The organism is Candidatus Nitrosopelagicus brevis, assembly GCF_000812185.1.
Classification (GTDB): domain Archaea; phylum Thermoproteota; class Nitrososphaeria; order Nitrososphaerales; family Nitrosopumilaceae; genus Nitrosopelagicus; species Nitrosopelagicus brevis.
In genome coordinates this window covers 458,761-482,412 of sequence record NZ_CP007026.1, presented here as the reverse complement: position 1 = coordinate 482,412, position 23,652 = coordinate 458,761, and the positions used below count along the sequence as shown (strand labels likewise).

General features: G+C 38.2%; 19 protein-coding genes and 2 rRNA genes. 6 read left to right on the top strand and 15 right to left on the bottom strand.

Going from position 1 to position 23,652, the window contains the following annotated elements; genetic code table 11:
* Nucleotides 1-102 precede the first annotated feature (102 nt).
* Nucleotides 103-3,108: ribosomal RNA gene (locus T478_RS02850) — 23S ribosomal RNA — on the bottom strand.
* A 143-nt stretch (nt 3,109-3,251) separates the two neighbouring features.
* Nucleotides 3,252-4,722: ribosomal RNA gene (locus T478_RS02845) — 16S ribosomal RNA — on the bottom strand.
* Together the 16S and 23S rRNA genes form the textbook arrangement of a ribosomal RNA operon.
* 306 nt (nt 4,723-5,028) lie before the next feature.
* Here T478_RS02845 and T478_RS02840 point away from each other — a divergent pair.
* Nucleotides 5,029-6,342, top strand: coding sequence for an aspartate aminotransferase family protein (locus T478_RS02840; protein ID WP_048105032.1), 1,314 nt, complete (start codon nt 5,029-5,031; stop codon nt 6,340-6,342).
* 34 nt (nt 6,343-6,376) lie between these two features.
* Nucleotides 6,377-7,030 (top strand): nitroreductase family protein, encoded by a 654-nt coding sequence (locus T478_RS02835; protein WP_048105031.1) that lies wholly within the window; start codon nt 6,377-6,379, stop codon nt 7,028-7,030.
* Here the strand turns inward: T478_RS02835 and T478_RS02830 are convergent.
* The 5 genes from T478_RS02830 to T478_RS02805 form a co-directional block, all read right to left on the bottom strand.
* On the bottom strand, nt 7,027-7,428 hold the full coding sequence (locus tag T478_RS02830) for a DUF6659 family protein (RefSeq protein ID WP_048105029.1): 402 nt from the start codon (nt 7,426-7,428) through the stop codon (nt 7,027-7,029). The two genes, T478_RS02835 and T478_RS02830, sit on opposite strands and share 4 nt — an antisense overlap.
* Nucleotides 7,429-7,685: 257 nt before the next feature.
* Complete coding sequence (locus tag T478_RS07800; protein WP_238573648.1) at nt 7,686-8,057, bottom strand: hypothetical protein; 372 nt, start codon at nt 8,055-8,057, stop codon at nt 7,686-7,688.
* Nucleotides 8,058-8,487: 430 nt separating this feature from the next.
* Nucleotides 8,488-10,431 carry a CFI-box-CTERM domain-containing protein gene (locus tag T478_RS07795; RefSeq protein WP_238573646.1) on the bottom strand — a complete coding sequence of 648 codons (1,944 nt, stop codon included), beginning with the start codon at nt 10,429-10,431 and terminating at the stop codon, nt 8,488-8,490.
* 92 nt (nt 10,432-10,523) lie between these two features.
* Nucleotides 10,524-12,644: a hydantoinase/oxoprolinase family protein gene (locus tag T478_RS02810; RefSeq protein ID WP_048105028.1), complete on the bottom strand. Its 2,121-nt coding sequence runs from the start codon at nt 12,642-12,644 to the stop codon at nt 10,524-10,526.
* The gene (locus T478_RS02805) at nt 12,625-14,859 is read right to left on the bottom strand and encodes an FTR1 family iron permease (RefSeq protein ID WP_238573643.1); all 2,235 of its coding nucleotides are present in this window, start codon (nt 14,857-14,859) and stop codon (nt 12,625-12,627) included. Before T478_RS02805 ends, T478_RS02810 begins: the two co-directional genes overlap by 20 nt.
* 475 nt (nt 14,860-15,334) lie before the next feature.
* Here T478_RS02805 and T478_RS02800 point away from each other — a divergent pair, with 475 nt between their 5' ends.
* Nucleotides 15,335-15,643, top strand: coding sequence for a hypothetical protein (locus tag T478_RS02800; protein ID WP_048105026.1), 309 nt, complete (start codon nt 15,335-15,337; stop codon nt 15,641-15,643).
* Between the two features lie 29 nt (nt 15,644-15,672).
* On the opposite strand, the gene T478_RS02795 is transcribed toward T478_RS02800, so the two are convergent.
* From T478_RS02795 to T478_RS02780, 5 genes are read right to left on the bottom strand one after another with little or no spacing between them, the layout of a single operon-like run.
* Nucleotides 15,673-17,298, bottom strand: a complete 1,626-nt coding sequence (locus tag T478_RS02795) for a tetratricopeptide repeat protein (RefSeq protein WP_048105024.1) — start codon at nt 17,296-17,298, stop codon at nt 15,673-15,675.
* On the bottom strand, nt 17,299-17,466 hold the full coding sequence (locus T478_RS07620) for a hypothetical protein (RefSeq protein ID WP_160271564.1): 168 nt from the start codon (nt 17,464-17,466) through the stop codon (nt 17,299-17,301). It lies immediately after the preceding gene.
* A gap of 10 nt (nt 17,467-17,476) precedes the next feature.
* On the bottom strand, nt 17,477-17,683 hold the full coding sequence (locus T478_RS02790; RefSeq protein WP_048105021.1) for a hypothetical protein: 207 nt from the start codon (nt 17,681-17,683) through the stop codon (nt 17,477-17,479).
* The gene (locus tag T478_RS02785; protein WP_048105017.1) at nt 17,684-18,187 is read right to left on the bottom strand and encodes a DUF192 domain-containing protein; all 504 of its coding nucleotides are present in this window, start codon (nt 18,185-18,187) and stop codon (nt 17,684-17,686) included.
* 38 nt (nt 18,188-18,225) lie between these two features.
* Nucleotides 18,226-18,573, bottom strand: a complete 348-nt coding sequence (locus tag T478_RS02780; protein ID WP_048105015.1) for a hypothetical protein — start codon at nt 18,571-18,573, stop codon at nt 18,226-18,228.
* A 116-nt stretch (nt 18,574-18,689) separates the two neighbouring features.
* Here T478_RS02780 and T478_RS02775 point away from each other — a divergent pair, with 116 nt between their 5' ends.
* Complete coding sequence (locus tag T478_RS02775; RefSeq protein WP_048105013.1) at nt 18,690-19,157, top strand: metal-dependent transcriptional regulator; 468 nt, start codon at nt 18,690-18,692, stop codon at nt 19,155-19,157.
* A 178-nt stretch (nt 19,158-19,335) separates the two neighbouring features.
* On the opposite strand, the gene T478_RS02770 is transcribed toward T478_RS02775, so the two are convergent.
* A complete protein-coding gene (locus T478_RS02770; RefSeq protein WP_052433852.1) occupies nt 19,336-20,808 on the bottom strand; it encodes an ATPase, T2SS/T4P/T4SS family in 1,473 nt (490 codons plus the stop codon).
* Nucleotides 20,809-20,924: 116 nt separating this feature from the next.
* Here T478_RS02770 and T478_RS07715 point away from each other — a divergent pair, with 116 nt between their 5' ends.
* Nucleotides 20,925-21,074, top strand: coding sequence for a hypothetical protein (locus tag T478_RS07715; RefSeq protein ID WP_177313236.1), 150 nt, complete (start codon nt 20,925-20,927; stop codon nt 21,072-21,074).
* A 23-nt stretch (nt 21,075-21,097) separates the two neighbouring features.
* Here the strand turns inward: T478_RS07715 and T478_RS07790 are convergent, their stop codons facing one another.
* Nucleotides 21,098-21,394, bottom strand: coding sequence for a hypothetical protein (locus tag T478_RS07790; RefSeq protein WP_238573642.1), 297 nt, complete (start codon nt 21,392-21,394; stop codon nt 21,098-21,100).
* Nucleotides 21,395-21,546: 152 nt separating this feature from the next.
* On the opposite strand from T478_RS07790, the gene T478_RS02760 reads away from it, so the two are divergent.
* Entirely contained in the window at nt 21,547-22,272 is a 726-nt protein-coding gene (locus T478_RS02760; RefSeq protein WP_082008721.1) for a uracil-DNA glycosylase, read from the top strand.
* 3 nt (nt 22,273-22,275) lie between these two features.
* Here T478_RS02760 and T478_RS02755 read toward each other — a convergent pair whose 3' ends face one another.
* Nucleotides 22,276-23,562, bottom strand: coding sequence for a collagen-like domain-containing protein (locus T478_RS02755; RefSeq protein WP_342352442.1), 1,287 nt, complete (start codon nt 23,560-23,562; stop codon nt 22,276-22,278).
* Nucleotides 23,563-23,652 lie beyond the last annotated feature (90 nt).

The following is a 23,652-nucleotide window of genomic DNA, read 5'->3' as shown; positions in this document are numbered from 1 at the left end:
ATGTATCTTGTGTAATTATTTTAAAAAAATTTGATAAACCTAGTTTACACTAGGGGAATCAAAAAATGAAACGCCATGCATGTGTCTTTCTATGTTTGTGGCCGTACCGATGTTTTGGTCTATTAGTAATGGCAGGCTCACCACTCGCCGAAGCTTGTGATCTACACCTCCATTCTATCAACGCAGTCTTCTGCTGCGAACCTTCAACTAACGTAACGCTGTCATGTCTCGGGATAGGCTTCGTGCTTAGATGCTTTCAGCACTTAACCTAAATCGCTTAGCTGCCCGGCCTGCCTTATCAGACAACCGGTACACCAGCGGCGACGATGCTCTGTTCCTCTCGTACTAAGAGCAACTTCCCCTCAGACAGCGACGCTTCCATCAGGCAGAGACCGACCTGTCTCACGACGGTCTAAACCCAGCTCATGTTCCCTTTTAATAGGCGAGCAGCCTCACCCTTGGCCCCTGCTGCAGGACCAGGATAGGAAAAGCCGACATCGAGGTACCAAACCGCGGGGTCGATAGGAGCTCTCGCCCGCGACGAGCCTGTTATCCCTGGGGTAATTTTTCTGTCACCTTCGGGCCCCAATAGTGGGCACACGAAGGATCGCTAAGCCAGACTTTCGTCTCAGAATTCCGTGCGTTTGGAAATCCTGTCAGTCTAGTTTTTGGCTTTGCCCTCTTCAACGGATTTCTGACCCGTTTGAACTAAACTTTGGGCCCCTCTGATATCTTTTCAGAGGGGTGCCGCCCCAGCCGAACTGCCTACCTGCACATGTCCCCGGTCTGCACCGGGTAAGTAGTACTGCAAAAATAATTTGGTGTTACATCGTCGCTTCACTCATTTCCCAAAGAAAATGAGGCATAGCTCCCAAATACACTATGTAATCTTTACTATACTACAAGCACAAGCTGCAGTAAAACTCCACGGGGTCTTCTCTCCCCGATGGAAGTTGATGGACTGTTCGTCCACCTTATGTGGCTTCACCGGGTTGTAGGTGGGGACAGTGGGGCTCTCGTTGTTCCATTCATGCGCGTCGGAACTTACCCGACAAGGCATTTGGCTACCTTAAGAGAGTCAGAGTTACTCCCGGCGTTAACGGGCCCTTAGCTCGGTTGAACCCAAGTTTTAGGTACCCGCACCGGCCAGGATTCAGCGACTATACAAATCCTTTCGGACTAGCAGTCGCCTGTGTTTTTATTAAACAGTCGAAACCCCCTTGTCATTGCAACCTGCTCACCCCATTCCTCATGAAGTGTGCAGGCATCCCTTATACCTAAGCTACAGGACTAATTTGCCGAATTCCCTCACCATACGGTATACCCGTAGCACCTTAGCTTTCTAAGCCAGCGCACCTGTGTCGGTTCTCGGTACGAACATGCAAGTCACTTTCTACACAAATTTTCAAGGTCCCCTGGACTCAAGAGAACTCTGCTAACGCAGAGCCATTAACGCCTCGAGATGATTCTCGTCATTACGACACTCCTCATCTCTCGAACGCTTAGACACAACGATGGTTATGCTCCCCCTATCCGGAAGCGGTTCATATAGATAATAACGCAACTTGCAAGGTACTGGAATATTAACCAGTTTCCCTTTCGAATTACTCTGTTGAGGTAATCCTTAGGATCGACTAACTCCAGGCTGATAACGCATTGCCTGGAAACCCTTGCGCTTGCGGTGGTAGAGGTTCTCACTCTACTATGCTGTTACTGCCGCCAAGATCTGCAATAGAAAATGGTCCACAGGACGTCACCGCCCTGCTTCGACCCAATCACTACGCCAACCTACCATGACATGCCCATTGGCATGTATCCAAAGTATCGGTACTTTTCTTTAGCCCCGTCCGTTTTTGTGGCGCCCACGCTCGGCAGGTAAGTTGTTACACACTTTTTAAAGGATAGCTGCTTCTGAGCTTACCTCCCTGCTGTCTTGGCGCGAACACACACTTTAGCTTGACACTTAGAAAAAATTTAGGGACCTTAACTTCGGTCTGGGTTAAACCCCTCTCGGTCGTGAACCTTACGTCACACGAACCCGTCTCCTAGCTTCTACAATGCATATCCCTTCGGAGTTTGAATGGGGAGCGAGGAATTTCTTCCCCATACTCCCTTATCAGTGCTCTACAGGAAACGCTATCTCCACTAAGGACGCCCTACGAGACGCTTCGGTTGGAACTAGCAATCGCCAGTCTAGATTGGTTTTTGACCCCTAATCCCAAATCACACAAACGATTTGCACGTCAGAACTGCTTCAGCCCTCCAGCGGGCTTTCGCCCGCCTTCAGCTTGTTCAGGATTAGATCGACTGGCTTCTAGCCTGGCCGCCATGACTCAACGCACTTTCACACGCTTCTCCTCGCTAATGCTGCGAGAACTCGGTTTCCCTTCGACTCCACCTTGTCTGGTTTAGTCTTGCCATGACAGTCAGCTCCTTGGCCCGTGTTTCGAGACGGAACGCATAACACTGACGATTTGAGCTCCAAATCTTTAGCTCTATTGCTAGAACCTCCAATTTAGAAAAATCACCTTTCATGCTATGCACGTCTGTAAGTAATAGATTTCATGCACTTTTCACCCCCCTTCCGGGGTACTTTTCAGCTTTCCCTCACGGTACTAGTGCACTATCGGTTTTGAGTTATATTTAGCCTTAGAAGCTACTTTCTCCTAATATTCGATGCCCACTACCAAGGACATCTACTCTGGTACTCAACTAATCCCATACCATTTCGTTTACGGGGGTATCACCCTCTATGCCAAAACGTTCCAGATTACTTCAACTATGTTCTGGGATCATTATATGAGTCCGTATACACCACATCTCTGTTAAGTTACCATAACAGATTCAGTTTGGGCTGTTACCTTTTCGTTCGCCACTACTTGGGTAATCTCTATTGATTTCTCTTCCACGTCGTACTAAGATGCTTCAATTCCGACGGTTCGACCTCCGCCACCTACGTAACGGAGTATGTTAAAACATAAGATTCTCATTCGGACATCCCGGGATCATAAGTCGCGTGCGCTTACCCCGGGCTTATCGCAGCTTGCCACGTCCTTCATCTCTACTCAAACCTAGCAATCCCTCTATTACCGTCTTTACACCGGCAATTACGGCCACAATTTACACAAGACACATGCATGACGATCATTGCCGAACTAGTGCGGTAGTCGGCTACATCCTTCTTACATCATTTTCATGATGTAATGCATCGATGGTGATGCAAAGATTATGTGCTTCCGTAATTCTTTCTAAGGAGGTGATCCGACCGCAGGTTCCCCTACGGTCACCTTGTTACGACTTTTCCCTTGTCACTTACCCCAAGTTCGATAATGCCAATTAGACATCACCTCGCTAAAGGCAAACTTCAATGAAACGACGGGCGGTGTGTGCAAGGAGCAGGGACGTATTCACTGCGCGATAATGACACGCGGTTACTAGGGATTCCATGTTCATGAGGGCGAGTTGCAGCCCTCAATCACAACTGTGGTAGCGTTTAGGGATTACCTCTATCTTTCGATTTTGGAACTCATTGTCGCTACCATTGCAGCCCGCGTGTGGCCCCAGAGTTTCGGGGCATACTGACCTGCCGTGGCCCCTTCCTTCCTCCGCATTAACTGCGGCGGTCCCCCTAATTCGCCCTACTACACCAGGGTGTAATAGTGGCAACTAGAGGCAGGGATCTCGCTCGTTACCTGACTTAACAGGACATCTCACGGCACGAGCTGGCGACGGCCATGCACCACCTCTCAGCTTGTCTGGTAAAGTCTTCAGCTTGACCTTCATTCTGCTGTCTCTCCGGGTAAGGTTTCAGGCGTTGACTCCAATTGAACCGCAGGCTTCACCCCTTGTGGTGCTCCCCCGCCAATTCCTTTAAGTTTCATACTTGCGTACGTACTTCCCAGGCGGCAAACTTAACGGCTTCCCTGCGACACTGCGCTAGCAACAAGCCAACGCATCATCGAGTTTGCATCGTTTACAGCTGGGACTACCCGGGTATCTAATCCGGTTTGCTCCCCCAGCTTTCATCCCTCACCGTCGAACGTGTTCTGGTAGACCGCCTTCGCCACAGGTGGTCATCAATAGATCAAAGGATTTTACCCCTTCCTACCGAGTACCGTCTACCTCTCCCACTCCCTAGTTCTGCAGTATTTTCGGCAGCCCATAAGTTGAGCTTATGGATTTAACCGAAAACTTACAGAACAGGCTACGGATGCTTTAGGCCCAATAATCATCCTGACCACTTGAGGTGCTGGTTTTACCGCGGCGGCTGACACCAGAACTTGCCCACCCCTTATTCATCAGTGGTTCTACGACTAACAAAAGGTTCCTTTAGCAGGAACCACTCAGATTAACCTTGTCGAGCTTTCGCGCATTGCAAAGTTTTCTCGCCTGCTGCGCCCCATAGGGCCTGGGTCCTTGTCTCAGTACCCATCTCCGGGCTACTCCTCTCAGAGCCCGTAGCTGTAATAGCCTTGGTGGGCCATTACCTCACCAACAAGCTGATAGCTCGCAGTCCCATCCTACGGCAATAAATTATTTGAGTCATAAACCATTCCAGGCATCATGACCTATCGGGTATTATTCTCAGTTTCCCGAGGTTATCCCCGTCCATAAGTTAGGTTGACTACGTGTTACTGAGCCGTCTGCCTTGTATTACTACAATAACTAACATGGCTTAGTATCAATCTGATAGCAGTCAGGTCCGTCAGGATCAAACGGATTCTATATTATTTTATTTTCAAAGTACATTTTTTGCACAACTAATTTCTATTATTGGAATTAACGGAATGCACATAATCTTCACATCTCAGATTTGATCTTTTGATCAGATCCTCATTTTGTATGCGTAACTGGAGGCCTCTAAATCACAAAATGGCATTTTGCCATACTTCATCAAAGGCGCCGCCAAAGCGTTACGTATGCGAAATTTTGAGTTCCTGAAGGCATTATAAACCATTCAAAATGCACGCCTAATTACTCGATTTTATCGATCAGTATTATAACGAGACAGAAGAAAGTAGGTAGGATATGCCCAGTGTACAAGAAATCTACAAGAAAAAAACTAGAAAATCATCCAAACTATTTGCAAAGGCAAAAAAGGTTCACATTAACGGAGTTCATCATAACATAAGATTTTTTGAACCATATCCATTTGTAACAAAATCAGCAGAGGGTAAATTTCTCAGAGATGTTGATTCTAACAAATATGTAGATTACTGGATGGGTCACTGGAGTCTAATTTTAGGACATGCTCAAAAACAGGTTCAGAAAAAGGCTGCAGGTCAACTGAAAAAAGGATGGATGCATGGAACATCAAATGAAAATGCAATTGCACTTTCTGAAAAAATTTCTAAAGCGGTTCCGGTAGCCGAAAAAATTCGTTATGCATCAACAGGTACAGAGGCTACAATGTATTCAGTAAGATTGGCGCGTGCAGTAACAGGGAAAAAAATTATTGCAAAAATTGATGGAGGTTGGCATGGGTATACAACAGATTTACTAAAAACTGTAAACTGGCCATTTGATGTTTCAGAAAGTCAAGGGTTGACAGATGAAGAGCATATTGTTTCACTGCCATTAAACAACTTGGAAGAATCATTAAGAATTTTGAAATCTGTGAAAAAAGATTTGGCAGGAGTTTTAATTGAACCGGTTTTAGGCGGAGGCGGAGCAATTCCAGCAACTCAAGAATATTTGCAAGGCATACAAGAAATGGCAAAGAGAAATAATTCACTATTCATGTTAGATGAAATTGTTACAGGATTTAGATTCAGATATGGATGTCTATATCCAAAAATGAAACTTGATCCGGACATTGTTACATTAGGAAAGATTGTCGGAGGAGGATTCCCAATTGGAGTAATTTGCGGAAAAGATGAAATTATGCAACATGCAAACACATCAATCAATTCTAAGAAAAATAGAACATACATTGGAGGAGGTACATTTTCTGCAAATCCATTATCAATGATGGCAGGAGAAACAACGCTTGGAATTTTAAAGAATAAGGAAAATACACTTTACAAAAAACTAGATGGGTTAGGAAATCAAACAACAAAAATGCTAAGAAAGATATTTTCAGATGAAGTAATTGTTACAGGAAAAGGCTCTTTGTTTATGACACATTTTCCAAGAAATGGAATGACTGAAATTAACAATGCTGCGGATGCTGCAAAATGTGATTCTACAAAACTATTCAAGTATCATTTTGAAATGATAGCAAAAAATGGCATATTCTTTTTGCCAGGAAAATTAGGAGCATTCTCAGATGCACATTCAATAGCAGATGTCAAAGAAATGAAAAAGGCCACAGAAAGCTATGTCACAGGTTTAAAGAGATAGGGAAATTATTTATCTTAATGATTAAAGAAGGATTATGGATAAGAAAATAGATCCTAAACGTACATGGCCAAAGGGGTATGAGCCAAAGGAAGGAGAAGACGAAGACATAACTCTTAGACTAGGATTAATGTCAAATATTCTAAATAAGAAAACTGAGAAAAAACTCAATACAGACATTTTCAAGGTTATGGCGACACGAAGATCAACTAGAAAATTTTCTACAAATCCCGTAGAAAGATGGAAAATTGACAAAATTCTAGCTGCAGCAGATTCTGCACCAACAGCAGGTAATTTTCAAGGATTTGAGATTTTCTATATCAGTGATAAGGATACAAAAGAAGAGCTTGTCAAAGCAGCAAACAAACAGCCCTATGTCAATACCCCACTAGTTCTGGTATTTTGCATGAATCCAGCTAGGGTGAAACTTGACTTTTCCCCAAAAGTCATAATGAAATTTTCAATTCAAGACGCCACACTTGCAGCCGCATACTCGCAATTAGCTGCATCAGCACTAGGATTAAGCAGCATATGGATAGGCATGTTTGATGAAGAGAAAGTAAAGGAGATTATCGGAACAGACCTTAGGCCTACATCATTACTGTGTGTAGGATATCCAATCAAAAAAAGACCGGCAAAACAAAGAAGACAGTTAAAAGAACTCATCCACGTTGTGGAGAAAAAAGACTAGTCGTCAGCAAGTGTTTTTGTGAATCCAGAAGAATCATCTGAGAAAATTTTTACAACATTTTGTGCAAGTTTTTCAATATCTAATCCTGGTTCGGCAGATATCAAAAGTATGTTTGTTGTAACAGGGAAAGGAAAACTGATTAGAATTACTTTATCACGTCTTGATGCAATGTAGTTTAGTGCACCAAGAGAGTTATTCAATTCATCAGTTCTTAATGAGACAGTTAATGCAAATTTGTAAAAGTCATGTAACTTTGTTTCATCACCTTCATACGGATTAACACCTTCTGTAAAACCACCGGCAATTTTTTCTCCAGCATGATTAATGATTGCTGCAAATCTAACACCATCATGATGTTGAATCTCTTTACATCTTGGATCATAAACTGAATCACTCATAACATAACTAGAATCATTAGAGTATAAGAATTATAGTGAGGACAGAATGGCATCTGCCGTTTACGCAGGAGTTAACGCGTATTGGATTTTAAGCAGAGGTGCCCCCCACTAAATTGAACAGATCATTTCTCTAATAAAAAGTAAATCATTACTGAATAGCAATCATTTTTTCTTTTTTGGCTTTGGCTTCTTTTCTCATTCTTGCAATAACGTTTGCCAACATCTGTTGTTGAACTGCTTCCAAGTCTTCACAAACGCTACTCATCTTCATCCTCATCCTCAAATCGCCAATTTTTGAGTAATTGTTTTCGCAAGGTTTCTATTTGTTTTTCATCTAAAACCTTACCTGTATTTTTATCAACTGGAACTACATTCATTCCAGAAAGTTTGTACTCTACATCATAAAGTGTTAATTTTGCTTTTTCTTGTAGAACTGGGTTACCGTCAGCATCAATTGCTCTGTCTACATCGTATACCTCTTCTTCATCCATATCCCGATGCATGTAACTGGATGTTACTTCACCTTTTTTTGGAACAAATTTTTTGGCTATTTCCTTTTCAATATCTAAGGTGGTTTCATTTTCATGATATAGACGTCTTCCAGTCTCTTCCTCAATAAATTCAGGCATAACTGACGTCCAACTCGTGTGTATTTAATTTTTGGCGTCTCTGAAAAAGAACCTGTAAAGCGCCTCTCGTCTGCCTTTTTTGCTCATATTTCTTGTGAGAACTCGATAAATTGTATATGCCAGGCCAAGCGACACCACGATCGTATATCCAATACATGAAGGATCTTCATAGCAAGGAGTTCCGACGATTTTATTTTTTATTGCAAACATAGAAGGAAGTAAAACTGCATCAATACCACAAAATTCCATGTCTCTCTATTGGTTTTATGACTAAAAAATCTGGTGTGTTTTATTAATTCTTGAAGCATATTGATTACGTCGTTGTGTAGAATGCGACCCTGATCGTATGGTGGCGGCAATGCCCCGCCGTTGCCATATGTGAATTATTTCGGAATTAAAATAAACGTCTTATGACTGAATTGTTTCAGAATTAAAAGAATCGTTTTTTGATTGCAACAATTGCTGCTGCTGGTGCTACAAAGTACATTCCGATGTTAAGTAGTATTAGACTGATACCGTAGCCTAACATTTCTTCTTCAGTGTCAACTTCGACATAGTTGAGTAATGTTAGTGAAGTCAACATTGGTGTTAATGTTACTTTGACTGCTTCTTTGAATACTGGGTTTTCTCTTTCTAAGTCAGCAACTGCTGGTGAGAAGGAGTAGTAGACTTGGTTAAAGCCGGTCATGAATGCTGTACCGGATTGTGTGTTCATTACAGTGTTATCTCTAATTTCTCTTAGGAATTGGACTTGTGGTGCCATTTCAGAACCGAATGCTGCAGTTGCAATTAGACAACCGCCACCTTCTTCAAGGCTTATTTGTTGTGTTTCTTGTGCTGCTGGTGCTGGGGCAGGGGTTGGTGCTGGGGTTGGGGCAGGTGCTGCTGCGGCTGCCTTTGGAGCAGGACCACTAGCAATTGCTGCTTGTGCTGTCTTTAAGTCGTTGTTAATCATTAGGATGTGAGATTCAACATCGTTGTAAGAAGAACCAGATGTAATCATGTTTCTCAAGTTCTCTCTCATATCATCTTCAATAGTTTTCATTAATTTATTGTCAACTTCACCAATTGGTGCTTCTAGGAATTCATAGTTGTCCAAGTATGCAGTTCCAACTAGTTCGTGTGCCAAGTCAGCATCACCGTTAGCATATGCTGCTTGTGCGGTAATCAATAATCTATCAATAGTCTCAAAGTAACCACCTAGGTTTGCTCCACCTTCACCTGCGTTTGCTTGTAGGTTCTTTACAGTTAAGGTTGCTTCGTCAGCCTGTTTTAGAACTGTTGAAATTTTTACAAAGTTATCTACATCAGATGCGATACTTGATAATTGTGATTGTAATTTCTCAAAGTCACTTGCTCCAAGTGCTTTCAATACCTCTGCGTTTTCATCAGCGATTTCAACTGCACCGTGTGCAAATGCTACAGTTTCAGCATATTCCATGTCATTAATGATTGCGCCTGTACCGTCAATTGCATCAACATATTCTACTTTGACTAAGTGTAATCTGTCAGAGATACCTGCTAGTGCAAGTGCTTCAGGAGTACCAGCAATTCCGTTGTGTTTCATGACAATTTTCTCTACTTCTTTCTTGGTGTCTTTCATTTGTACTTTCAAGTCTGCAATTGATACGCCGTCATTTGCAGAGTCAGAAATTGCCATTGCTTTTTCCATTAATCCGTATAGTTGGTCTGCTTTACCTTGACCAATTGAGTCTACGACATATGGGTCAAGTGTTCTGTAATAGTATAATCCCTCATAGGCATATTTCTTTGCGCCGTATGTGTCATCTTCGTTATATTTGATTAGTGCTTCTTCTAATTCTTCAACTGTTTTTAATTCAAAAATATCTAACATGTTGTCTCTAACTACACCAGAGTATAGTTTGAGTTTTGATGGGTCGTTTTCAATTGCAGTGAGTAATGCTAGTGAACCTGCGTCTTTGTCAGCGACTTTGAATTTTGTCTTAACAATGTCTACCCAGTCAATGTATGCTGCAGAGTTATTCTTTGATACTGCATCTTCCATCATTACCATACCAAGTGTGTAAATTGATTTTTCTTGGCATTGAATCCATAATTTTGCTTGTTTGTTATCGCCATCTTGATAATTTTGTTTTGCTTTGTCATAACATTCCATTATAACTTCATGTGTTGCTGGATCATGTGTTCTTGCTGCTCCTGCAAATTCACTCATATAGATTCCACGTGCATCTGCTAGAAGTTTTAGTGATTCCTCAGTTGTTTCTGCTTTGTATGCATTACCGAGTGTTTTCTTAATTGCTGCCCATTCATCACCAAGAGCTGCTTCAGCTTCAGATGCCATTGGCACTAAAAGAAGTGCCATCAATGGTGCTAACAAAATTAACTTATTCACAAAAACTTCGAAAACAATTTCGTATATAATACTAAACCTGAATGTATCTTCTTATTCTAGAGTCTTAGAATTTACAATTTGCTTAAGTGTGTCTATTTTTTGGCTTCTACAATTACGCACGCATTAGAAAGGTCTCCTAACTCTTTTTTGATTGCATCAATAATGTGAGACTTTGATGTAAGTCCCGAAAAATCTACCAACTTTAATTCATTTAGAAGATAGACCTGAGGAGAAACATGTGCATCAGAAGATAATGATTTGTTTAATCCAGATGTGATTTGGGAGATGTCACCGTCAATTAGTTTTGCATCACTAAGATTGAGTTTTTCTCGGCCATACTTATCGATGACAATTACAGGCTGTACAGTTTTTTTAATCATTAATTTTTTTGTTGTAATTTTTCCAGAAAAAACAAAGTAGTGATCAGTTTCAAATGCAAGATTAATCTTATCCTTAGGAATATTGGAAATTTCTAGTGCACGTTCTGTTGCATCATCTTTATCAAAAATATTTTTTGCAGTCATGCCGTTATCTAATTCAACATTTCCAAATGCAGTTACACGTAACAACGATTTTTCTGGAATGTAAACGCTATCTATAGAAATAGATTCAGGAGTTGATCCTTTTTCAATAAGTATGTCATGAATTTTTTTCTGAAGTTTTGATATTTGTTCAGGGTTTGGATTTACAACAGTTTCTTCAAGCTGTTCTTGCATCATTGATGACGCAACACCGATTGAAGAAATAACTTCAGCATAATCAGCTTTATCATATTGTAACTGTAATTGTTCTGCAACAAAAGGTGCAAGAACAGATGCACCTCCACCGCCACCAACAAGTTTCACTTTTGATTTTTCAAGTTCAAACTCTTTTATGATTTTAGTGATTTCATTTGTAATATCATATGATGCATTTTGAAGTATAGACAATGCAACTTGTGCACCTGAAACACCTAATTTTTTACCCAGAATTTCTAATGCAAACTTTGCGGTTGCAGGATCAGAGTATGAGTAATCACCCTCAGGTATTCTACCTAATGCATTTGCAGCACAAGTATTTGTTATTGCATATGTTTCATTTTTACATTTTATTGCAACGTACTCTTCAATATCATTTGGTTTTGGTTTAACAAAAATAATTTCACCCGTAGATAAATCATCCATTGATGCATAACATGAATATTTCAAACCAGCAATGTGTGCACTACGTGGTCCAACACCTACAACAGTGTTTGATTTTACTTGCACCATGCTTCCACCTGCAACTCCAAGTACACGAACATCCATTGACCTAATACAAGTAGGATGATTCTTTATTGTAACATAACGAATCTCAGGTTTACCATTTTTTATGATACAAATGTTGGTACTAGTTCCACCAACTTCAACAAATATTCCATTTGTAATTTTTAGATATAGTAATGCACCAGCTACGCTTGCGGCAGGACCAGAAAGAACAGTCAGAATTGGTTTTGTACGAAATGTATCCATGCTTGTAACACCACCATCACCTTTCATTATCATTAATGGAGCAGTTACACCGGTTTCACGGATTGCTTCTTCAACAAAGTTACCTACCTGAACAGTTTTTGGTAATACGCTAGCATTGATTGCTGCAGTTAAAGTTCTAATCTCCAAACCATAAATTCCAGAAATTTCATGGGATGCAGTAGAGGGGACTTCTTGTTTTGTAGCATGTTCCATGATAAATTGCTCGTTTGAGGGATCATCAACCCCAAATGCTTCAGTTGCAACTATCACTTTAGCACCATCATCTTTTAGCTCTTTAATTGCGGTTGACACCTCAGAATCAGTAATCAGATGTGATGTGTCAAGAAATCTATGTGAGGATTTAATATCGTTATCATGATTTATTTTTGCATCGCGTAAGTTTGTACGTTTAATGACATCACTTTTTTCTGGACCAACCCCCATTGCTACAATTCCAACTTTAGCAGTATCAGATTCTAACAATGCATTGATTGCTTGAGTAGTACTATGAGCTATAATTTCAATTTCATCTAATTTAATTTGAGATTCTTTTAACAAGTCGGATAAAACAGAAACGATACCTGCAGATACACCACGTTCAGCAGTATGTGTTGTTGGAATCGTAGAAGCAGATAAGATTTCACCAGAGACAATATCTAACGCTATAGCTTTTGTAAAAGTTCCACCTACATCAATACCAATTCTAATTCGTCTGTTGCTCATCTACTTGCGCTCTCGATTTTCTCATTGAAGCGAGGGCTTTTTGTCTCTTTGGTCTTAGAACAAGCACGTAAAGTGATGCTACAAGATAGACCGCTAGCAAGATGATTTGGCCTACAGTGGTCTCAAGTGTTGGATAGATTCCAGTCATTGTTGCAACGTTGATGTCTAATCTTGGAATAGTTCCAAGCATGCTAGTGTATGGGATGAAATCTAATACCTGGAACTCTCGTATTGCGTTTCCTAAGAATGCAATTGACAAGTATGCTCCAATACCCATTGTTAATCCAAATAGTGCACGTAGCGGTAAACGTTTTCCAAGTTTTCTAAATCCAAAGTATATTCCAAGTAATGAAACAATGCCGAGAATGAATCCTAATCCAACATAAAATTCCATGTACTTGGCAAACGAGAACATTGCTTGGTAGAATAAGACAGTTTCAAATCCTTCTCTGTATACTGTGAAAAATGACAGCATTATGAACACAGATGTACCTCCAGCTGCAGATGCCTGGAAAACTTTGGCTTTTACAAACTCCATCCATCGTTTGTGTTCAATCTTGTTAAGTATCCAGAAACTCACATAGAATAGAACCGCCGTCGCAGACAATGCCGCTATCGCCTCAATCAGTTCTCTGTTAGCGCCTGAAATTTCTATAATGTAAGATGCAATAACCCAAGTTACAGCTGTAGCACCAATTGCAAGTCCTATTCCATAATGCACATATTTTTTGAATTTATGATTTCTTGATGCTTCAAGATATGTGATTATAGCACCTAAAATCAAAACAGCTTCCAATCCTTCTCTAAAGATTATAGAAAAAGATGAGATGAATGCAATCATTGGTGCAATGGTTCCGGTTCCAGAAACAAGACGTTCAGACTCGTCTAGAGAACGTTCAAGGGAAATAATTGTAGTAGAAATGTCTTCGATTGGTGCACCATCATTAATTTGATTTCTTAATGTTGCAAACTGATATTCAACCTCAAAAGTGAAATCAGGTGCAATTGCTCTTAATGGAATTTCAACATATTCATAACTGTCCAGATATGCTGTTCGTGCACTTGCGTATGCTGCTTGCGTATCACCTAATTCATAGAAAATTTCAGTTGCCATTAATTGTTCTCGGATAAAGTCAATCTCATCTCGAACTTCAGCTTTTTGACCTTCAGATGCAGAGCCCATTGGTTTTGTTTCTTTATTTGCAAATACTTCTGCAATTACTACACCAGATGCTCTCAAGTCTGCAACTTTGGCTTCTGCTGTATCTAATCTAGGAATGATTGAATCAACCAAAAATGATTTGATTACATCAGGGTCTTCATAATTTTTGATCATGGTACGCAATTCTTCACGCATGTCCCATTCTAATTGATATAATAATTCAGCATCAGCAACTTCGATTTCAGGTTCTAGATATTCAAAGTTCTCAAGATATGCTTCTATTCCAAGTTGTTCTGCTTTTTTGTAGTCGCCATTATCTAATTCAATCATTAATTCAGCATATAGCTCTTTTATCACAATGTAGAAACTGCTACTATCTGTTCCAATAGTTCCAACAACATCAGTTCCAAGTAAATCCCGTTGAACCCAGATATTGGTAGAGGCAATTGATGCGTATGGATCTTTGTTCTTTACCATTTCAAACATGTCATTGAAAAATGATTGTAATTCTACTTTTTGACGTTCGTTATAATCAGTTCCAGAATAAAATATCTGATTTGCTCTTTCCATAAATCCTACTGCAATTTGATAAGAAAATTCACTACCTTCAGATTCAAAGATTGCATATTGTTCATCTACTATAATCAATAATGCAACTGTGACATTAGGATTGTATTCTTCATCTTCAGGAATTGCCTCAAAGATTTCAACAATTCTTGTTATTTCAGAAGATACAGTAGATAGATTTTCAGGGTTTAACTGTCTTGTTTGAAGATCGAGTAATGATATGTGAACCTCATCAGTTAGAGACGCATCAACATTTCTTAATTTTTCCAAATTCTTTGAAAAGTGTGTTGAGCCAAATTCTATGAAGTTTTTAGTAGATTCAAAGTCTTGATTTTCAAGACTTGTTAGAGCAAGATTGAGACTCGTTTCAGTAACTTCTATCACAGAATAATATCTCACCTTACTATTATCAATTGAATATGCGCTAGGGATTACAAACAATAACATTGCAATTGCAAATATAGCAAGACTAGATTTCTTCAACACTTGCTTTCTTTTGAAACCCTATTTTAGGAGAGGACTCATTCTATCATCATAGAATAAGATTTTCTAATAAGGTTTAAAACAAAAAAGCAAAATGAGAAAAGAAATTTCACAAATGGATATTTTGTTTTTTGATCTTAATCTCATAAGAATTACAAAAAAAAAATATCAAGAATGAATTGAAACAATTCAAAAATCAAGAACCGTTTGATTGCATATATTATAAAATCTGAGAGTGTATAATAGAAAAATTATATTCCAGAATTTGAGAATAACATTCTAAGTTCAAAACTAGTTTTAATTATTCAAACGAAGGAATTTGTTTATGCCGTTAGTGACACAGCATCGTATGCTTTGATCTTAAACCAGAATACATGTCGTCAACTACTGGAATGTTGCTAACGGCTTTTCTATATTATTAGAACAAGCTTTTGAAAAGTCCATCGAATTTTAATATCGTCCTAGTGACAACTTCGTAATGGCTGAAAAATCACCATATGTTTTAGTTAGTGTCTTTAAAGAAGACGCTAAAGCACAAGATGTAGCAGCAGCTGCAGGCACAATTGCTACAATCATTGACGACTGGAATGCAAAAGGAAATATGATTTGGAGCGGTTCATTTGATGATAATAAAACCGCAATGTCAGTAATTGAAGGAGATAAAGATACAGCACAAAGTTTCTTCAATTCATATAATGACGCATGCAAATCATTTCTTTCATCATACATGTATCAATGGGACGCAATGCCTCTTTTGTCACTTATAGGACAAAAACAAGCATCCTAGTTAGTGTGATAATTAATCACAGTATTTTTTTAAATTATAATTATTCCTTGCTTCAGTAAATAATCTACAGTTTTAAGAAATTCCTCATCAGATATTTTTTCATCAATCCACCAAGTGACTATGTCTACAAGCCAGTTTGGAATGTGTGGTGGAGAGAATTTTGAAAACTCATAATTTCCAATCAAACCCTTGTTTTGCATGTATTCAAATGCATCAAATAACAATTGATCAGTAGCCTGTCCATTTATCCACCATCCGGCATTTGATTTAATCCAACCGGGAAGTGGAATTGTAGAATCAGTGGCAATCATTTGGCCATCAGTCTGAATTAATGATTTTGAGGTTTTGAGATTTTGTTCAATGTTTGGATAGTTTGGATTTATTTCATATACCTGTTCAAAGTATGATAACGATTTTTCATAATTTTTCAATTGGATTAATGATAGACCAATTTTATTCAAGGCATTTAGATAAAGTGGCTCTTGAATCTTGTCTGCATTTTTCATGACTACTTTGTAGTTTTTGATAGCATCACCATACAGACCCATTTCAAAAAATCGTTCAGCATCATTATTGACCCGAATAATATTCAGATTTTCAGATTCAGGTGCAAGTGGAATATCAGTTTGTTCTACATCAAAAACTAGATTTTTACTTTGATCAATTTTATCAATATATGCAAATTCAATAGAATACTTTCCTGGAAGAGATTTGTAATTGAAATTCATGTACGTTTCAAAAAATCCATCTCTAGTAGGTTTAACTTTCAAAACTTGAACAGAAAGGTCTGGACTTGTAACTAAGATGAAAACAGGGTGACCGGACATGAACATGACATTATTTATCTCCCCAGAAATTGTTATCATAGTATCCTGATGTCGAAATAATTTTACATTATTTTTAGAAATTTCAGTAGATTCGAAAGGATATGTAGGATCTAATGGAGAAATTGGATTTTCAATAATAATTTCACTAGGTCTTTGTTCAGAAAATGCGTGGAACCCATAACTTCCATAAATTGAACGAACTAGCTGAACATCAATTTCAGTTATCTTTCGTACATCAGGGTTAATGTGTGCAGGGGCAAACATTATCGAAGGAGGGGATTGATCACGTGTTGCGATTTTTCTGTTATAATCATTATCGTCAGTGGTATAATGACCAAGACCAAAGGTGTGCCCCATTTCATGAATTATTGTTTTGAAAATTCCATCCATCCATTTGTCCCCATAAATTGATTGTTGATTTTCATAATAGACGTAAATTGAATTTCTCATGAATGCCCCAAGCGTCTTACTAAGCAGTGAGCCAGAAAACTCAGGATCATCTCTAAACAATATAGTAATCGTGCAATCATCAGTTACGGATTCATTTTTCCCAATTTTTTTGAACTTCATATCCCAAAATTCTTTATTTGCCAATTCAGATTCTTGCAACTTTTCTTTCCATGCCATAACTGCAAGTTCTGATTTAGCCATTATTTCATCCATCTCAGAGGATTCAATATCATCACTTATCGATTCAACTGCACAATATGTGGGAATTTCAGTTAGCCTTTGATTGATTGTTGGATAGGTGTACTCTAGCGCATACGCATAGCTGGAACCTATTGAAACAATGATTACAAGAGTTAGTAATAATGGGAAAAAAGTCATTTAATCTATTACGTATCTCTTTGCACGTTTTACATGCTCGTCGTCTAGATGTTTTGCCATCATAATTCCTAACATGTAAGAACGTGCTGCGGCATCATCAGGATTATTATCGAGGGCTTTTGCATTTATTTCAAAACCATCTGCTGCAATTTTTTTAAAATCAGTCATATTGTAAGAATTAATCAACTCGTTTTAAGATCTTTCGGTTTTTCATATACGTAATTAGTAAATAAATTCCACCTAAAATGAATCCAATACTTCCTATAACTACTATAATGGTGGTAGTAGTTTGGAAACTGGTTCCAGCATCATATCCTGAATATGCTCCAACAAACACAAAAAACATTCCTAGGACAAGATATGTTCTTTGATAAAAAAGATTCATCTAAATCGAGATTAATTCCAATTTTGAATTTTCATTTATGGAATGCTTGTCAACATAACCAGATGTCATTTCAAGAACATATTGCGCATTATCAGCAGAAACACCAACTGACTTGCAACTCATTACCTCCATAGGAGTAATACAGGGCGGAACATTCTTTTCAATTGCAATTACAGAACCGTTTTTGTCAAACCAAATAATATCAAGATGGAACTGCATGTTTTTCATCCACATAGATCTAGTTCCAGGTTCATCAAATACAAACAACATTCCTTTATCATCAGAAAGGAAACTTTCATTCTCCCACATCAAACCACGCATTCTACGTGGATCAGTATCTGCAAGATATACTTCTAGAAGATTATCATCCAATTGTACAGTTCCCATTAAAAAGTCAGAATTTGCCTCAAGTTGTACTTCAGATGGAAGAGATGCCATGCCGGCAACACCAACTATAACCGCTGCAATTCCAATTGGAATTAAAACCTGAAGACGTGTTGGCATACATTATCTCATATCAAATAAAATAAAAACTAAAGCAATTACAATGATGCTTTGAATTGATTAATTGAAGAAATTGTCTCATGAGTGCTAGAGCCAATATCTTTCAATGTGGATCCATTGTATTTTTTATCCAAATATCGGCCTGCCAATATCATCGGAGCCCCAACTGCAACAGTTACACCTGTTGGTTCAGGAATCCACAACATGAGAAATCCCAGTTTTTGCATTTTTTTGCCAGGAGCAGATGCACGGTTTAATGCTCCAAGTGACTGAGAGGTTTTTTTATCATCTAATTTTCCCATGTCAGCGTACAAGCCAGAACGTCTTGATGCAGATTCTCTCATTATTCGTAATTTTTCAATTTTTGCTCTAAGCGGATCAGTCATCTATTGGTGTTTTAGAAAATATAGTTAACAGTCAGTGATCAAAATCTGCTACATTCAAGTCAAGATTTTGTCACAATAATTTCCAATTTATATAAAAGCAAATTCATATCGCCATAATGAAAAAGAAGACATCACGTAGATTAGATTCAATCAAGGCAGCACATGAATCTGAAAAAACAATTTCCATATCAGATAGAGTTGAAGATTATTTGGAGGTAATTTCAGAATTAGTGGATATGAAAGGGTATGCTGCAACATTAGACATTTCAAGATACATGAATGTTAGCGCACCAAGTGTAACAAAGATGCTCAAAAAATTAGATGCAGAGGGATTTTTAGAATATGAAAAATATTATGGAATTAATTTAACTGAAAAAGGTCAACGAATTGCAGAAATGATTAAACAAAAACATGGAATTTTACTAGAGTTCTTCGAAATTTTAGGAATTGGGAAAGAAATAGCAAACCAAGATGCAGAAGGAATTGAACATCATCTTAATCCAAAAACAATTAGACAGATTAGAAAGTTTGTAACATTTTTCAAAGCAAACCCAAAACTAATGAGTAGTTTTAATGAATTTTAATTAACTGAAAATTTCTTCTATCTTTTTACGGCTACCCTTGAAGAAAAATAAGCCTCCAGCACCTAGTAATGCAAGTGGGGCAGCCAGATATAGTAAATCAAGCATTGGGTCTCCGCACATACTTTCTATGATATCAACTAGTATTTGAAATTTTTTAGAATTTTATTCAGGGCGGGTTCTAATCTCGTTTTAGAAATATTTCCAGATTATCATCATTATTGACAAATCTTGAAAAACGCTTTCCTTCTGATGAACGTTTTAAGACCTTGATTTTTCCTCTTTTTCCGATTCTAACTGAAAAAAGAAATTCATCGTTTACAACAAAGCTTGCCACATTTCCAGTAAACTGCCTATCCACTTCAAATATCAAGGCAGTTCCAGACTCTGAAAAGTCATAAGGTAAAGACTGAGATGGCAGTTCTCGTTGTGCCCCATGCTCTTCAACATCAATATGTAGACCAAGAGATTTTTCTAATTCTTGAATGGTTTTGCCTGCCTTCCCAATCAATGCAGGTATTGAATCACCTGAAACAAATACCTTGATTCGTCCAGGACCGAGAAATTCAACTTTAGGGTGAGAATCAAATCTATACAATCGGTCTAGTATTTTTTCTTCTGCTAAATGTTCTATTCCAGTTTTTTGTGAGCCATTTTCATCTACAGGAATTATGATGTTTTCCTCACCGAATGTATAAATTTCATATTCCAAAGTATTTGTTTCAAAATCAGAAATTTCAATTACGGGTCGCGCCAAATCTTGTTCAACCATTCCAGATGGAACTTTGACCTTTAGCTCTAAACGATAAACTTTGGATATGCCACCATCCTTTACATAAATTACAGTATCTAGGACATTTGGAATTATTCCAAGTTCAATTTTTCCAATGAATCTCTGAATTGCATCAATTGGGGTATTTGCATGAACAACTCCAACCATGCCAACTCCAGTTAACCTAAGATCACTGAAAATTCTAAAATCTTCTCTACGTCTAACTTCATCAAATATAGTATAATCAGGTCTAACAAGCAACAAGATATCGGCAGAATTTTCAAAACTTCCATCCAACCTAGTATACTGAGTTACTCCGGAATCAACTTGTAAATCACGTGGAGACTCGAATGTTTTAACAATTTTTCCAGAACGATTAAAGAAGTTTGCAATTCCCGATGCAAGTGTACTTTTCCCAGAACCAGGTGCACCAGAAATAAGAATTCCTTCTGCTTGAGTTTCTAATCTAGACATTAGTTTTTCAGAAAGTTGATAATCTTCTAATGACATTTGTTTAATTGGATGTACTATTGTAATTTCTAAAAGTTCAGAAAATGGAGGTCGAGTAATTGCAATTCTATAATCTCTATACTGAATTACCAAAGCGCCAGGTTTTGAAATTTCAGTATTTCCAAGAGTCTCATCGTCTATGGCAGATAAAATTTGATTTGTTATAATTTCAAGATAGTCACGGTGAAGTGTTTTCGTATCAAGTTCAACTAACTCAAAACTTCCAGGCATTCCTTTTTTGCCAAGAGGTTTTTGATTTTCTTTAAGATGAATACTCATTGTGGTTGGGTCAAAGAATTTTAGAAACTCCAAATCAGGGGTTTGTTGTTCACTAATGGAAAATTCTGATTCAGATTTTTGTAAATCACTCATAATTTCAGTTTAGGATTGGTTCTATTATGTATTCTTTTAATGCATAAAACAATCTACATTGTTTAACAAATTATTCTCACAAAGCCAAACAAAAGAACTGTTTTAGATCGGTATGTATGGCAGGTCAAAATAATACAAATTTACAATTTCATTCAGATTGTAGCAACTACTTTGAATCATTAAGAGAAAAAGGTGAGACCGATTTTGAGTTTGAAGATGAGTATTTCTTTACTTTACCTGCAATATCACAAATGAGTTTAGATTAATTCGTGATATATTACAAGTCTGATTAGCTTCTAGTTCTCTTTTTTATTGTAGCAATTTTCTTTGAGGATCTAGCTTCTTTTGCTTTTGAAGTTGATTTTGTAACTTTTCCTTCAGTTTTCATACTTTTTCCACTTCTTCGAGAAGCTCGAGATTGTTGTGCGCGTGTTTTTTGTTCTGCTTTTGCTTTTGCTTTGGCTTCATATCTTTCTCTGATCTGATTAGTCTTTGTTTTATTCGCTCTTGATGGATGTTTTTTTTTCTTTGCTTTGTATTCAGATCTTGATTGATTCCTTTTTTTCTTTGCTTTAGCTTCAACCATACAGAACGTAGAATTTTATCATAGATAAAGGAATTTTGATGTGGACATTTATTATCCGTAGAATGTACTTTTGCAAAATTAGTGAAATTGTCTTATCCGACGTGTTAGTATGGTATTAGATTAATTATTCAGTAGTTCCTCGAATTATAGATATGCATAAGCTGGAGTCAATTGCAGAAAATGTTAGAGAATGTCAGAAATGCGAATTGTGTGAAACTCGAATCAAGGCGGTTCCAGGTAAAGGGAATTTTGATGCAGATGTAATTTTTGTTGGAGAAGCACCAGGTAGAAATGAAGACATTCATGGAGAGCCATTTGTAGGAGCTGCTGGAAAAAGACTAGACATGATTTTAGAGGATACAGGAATAGATAGGAAAGACGTCTATATTACAAATATTGTAAAATGCAGACCTCCAAAAAACAGAGTTCCTTCAAAAAAAGAAGAAGAATCATGTAATGACTTTATCAAACAAGAAATTGAGATAATCAATCCAAAGATAATCTGCGTTATGGGAAATACAGCATATGGCACGCTGTTAGATGGAAAAGAGATTACAAAGAATCATGGTAAAATTGTAGAAAAAGATGGAAGAAAGTTTTTTGTTACATTCCATCCTGCTGCAACAATTTACAATCAAAAACTAGTCGAGGAATTGAAAGAAGATTTTAGAAAATTGGCAAAATTTCTAGAAACAAAAGATGAGCCAAAACAGTATGAAGAAAGACGATGCGATTATTGTATGGCTAAAACAAAGCACGAAGTAGTAGTTATGCCAAAAGTAGTTACAAGGAAAAGGCGATGGTTGTTCAAATGTACAGAATGTAATCATGAAAGATGGCTTCAACCTTACAGAACTGTTGCAGAAAGTTTGTACTAGAATCTAATACAAATGACTTTGTAATTCGATTTGTTCTTCTGCAGATATTATTCCTTTTCTAACTAAAATATCAAGCATATCTTTGAACAGTTGCTTTTGTTCTTCTGACATTCCACCGGTTGGACCTTTTTCTCCAGGAGGGCCAGGTGGACCGCGTGGACCTTTTTCTCCAACAGAACCTTGTGGACCCTGTGAGCCTTTGTCACCAGGAGGGCCTTGCAAACCTTGTTTTCCTTGTTCACCTTGTGGACCTTGAATTCCTTGTGGACCGCGTGGACCTTTTTCTCCAGTTAGACCAGGAGGGCCTTGTTCACCTTGTGGACCAATTGTTCCGCGGTCGCCTTGTGGACCAGGTACACCAGTTATTCCTTTGTCACCAGGAGGACCTTGTGGACCGCGTGGACCTTTTTCTCCAATAGGACCAGTAATTCCAATCTTACCTTTTTCTCCTTGTGGACCTTGTGGACCAGTAGGACCTTTTTCTCCCATTGGACCAGTGACACCTTTGTCACCTCTTTCACCAACAGAGCCAGGAACTCCTTTGTCGCCTTGAACACCAGGTGGACCAGTAGGACCTTTTTCTCCTTTGTCACCGCGTAAACCAGTTAATCCTTTATCGCCAGATGGACCTTGTGGACCAGTGCCCCCTTTGTCACCAATTAATCCACGACCACCTTGTTCTCCTTTGTCACCTTTGTCACCTGTTAGACCTTTTTCTCCTTTGTCTCCTTTGTCTCCTTTTAGACCAGGAGGACCTTTGTCACCTTTGTCACCTTTGTCTCCGGTAACTCCTTTTTGTCCTGTTGGACCTTTGTCTCCAGGAGCACCTTTGTCTCCTTTGTCTCCTTTGTCTCCTTCAGGACCAGGTTGACCAGGAGGACCTTTTACGCCAGCACTAGAAGAGCGTGGCACCTGTTTTGATTTTTTTTGTTCTGAATCAGGTTTTGGTGGAGGAGCCTGTCTCATTGTTTCAGGTACTTGAAATTCAAATGAAGAACCAACAGATGAGAATTGATCAACAACTATAATCCAAACGCTAGTGAATGCAGAAATTTTTTCAGGTAAGGGATTTGATTGAGAGCCTAATGTTACTTCAAATTCTCCATTTTTTATGTTGAGATGAGATTTTTCTCTCCATAGTGGAAGAAAGGATTTTTGAGCAATTTGTTCACTGGTAGGTTTGGCTTCAGTGATAGCAAATTCTACCTCAAAGACGCCGTTTTTTTGCTTGTATGGAGATTGACCTTTAACAGTAAAATGTTCAGATGACGGCATAATCGTTTCTTTCAATATCTAGTATTTAATTACATTTTCTAGACATTTCAGGCATGAAATTACCACTAGTAGCAGCTTAATATTTATCCGTTAAATGTAGAAATC

Bases quoted from the DNA above. Each gene is read 5' to 3' on its own strand.
- T478_RS02840 (WP_048105032.1), top strand. From the start codon at position 5,029: ATGCCCAGTGTACAAGAAATCTACAAGAAAAAAACTAGAAAATCATCC.
- T478_RS02835 (WP_048105031.1), top strand. From the start codon at position 6,377: ATGGATAAGAAAATAGATCCTAAACGTACATGGCCAAAGGGGTATGAG.
- T478_RS02830 (WP_048105029.1), bottom strand. From the start codon at position 7,428: ATGAGTGATTCAGTTTATGATCCAAGATGTAAAGAGATTCAACATCAT.
- T478_RS07800 (WP_238573648.1), bottom strand. From the start codon at position 8,057: ATGCCTGAATTTATTGAGGAAGAGACTGGAAGACGTCTATATCATGAA.
- T478_RS02810 (WP_048105028.1), bottom strand. From the start codon at position 12,644: ATGAGCAACAGACGAATTAGAATTGGTATTGATGTAGGTGGAACTTTT.
- T478_RS02800 (WP_048105026.1), top strand. From the start codon at position 15,335: ATGGCTGAAAAATCACCATATGTTTTAGTTAGTGTCTTTAAAGAAGAC.
- T478_RS02795 (WP_048105024.1), bottom strand. From the start codon at position 17,298: ATGACTTTTTTCCCATTATTACTAACTCTTGTAATCATTGTTTCAATA.
- T478_RS07620 (WP_160271564.1), bottom strand. From the start codon at position 17,466: ATGACTGATTTTAAAAAAATTGCAGCAGATGGTTTTGAAATAAATGCA.
- T478_RS02790 (WP_048105021.1), bottom strand. From the start codon at position 17,683: ATGAATCTTTTTTATCAAAGAACATATCTTGTCCTAGGAATGTTTTTT.
- T478_RS02785 (WP_048105017.1), bottom strand. From the start codon at position 18,187: ATGCCAACACGTCTTCAGGTTTTAATTCCAATTGGAATTGCAGCGGTT.
- T478_RS02780 (WP_048105015.1), bottom strand. From the start codon at position 18,573: ATGACTGATCCGCTTAGAGCAAAAATTGAAAAATTACGAATAATGAGA.
- T478_RS02775 (WP_048105013.1), top strand. From the start codon at position 18,690: ATGAAAAAGAAGACATCACGTAGATTAGATTCAATCAAGGCAGCACAT.
- T478_RS02770 (WP_052433852.1), bottom strand. From the start codon at position 20,808: ATGAGTGATTTACAAAAATCTGAATCAGAATTTTCCATTAGTGAACAA.
- T478_RS07715 (WP_177313236.1), top strand. From the start codon at position 20,925: ATGGCAGGTCAAAATAATACAAATTTACAATTTCATTCAGATTGTAGC.
- T478_RS07790 (WP_238573642.1), bottom strand. From the start codon at position 21,394: ATGGTTGAAGCTAAAGCAAAGAAAAAAAGGAATCAATCAAGATCTGAA.
- T478_RS02760 (WP_082008721.1), top strand. From the start codon at position 21,547: ATGCATAAGCTGGAGTCAATTGCAGAAAATGTTAGAGAATGTCAGAAA.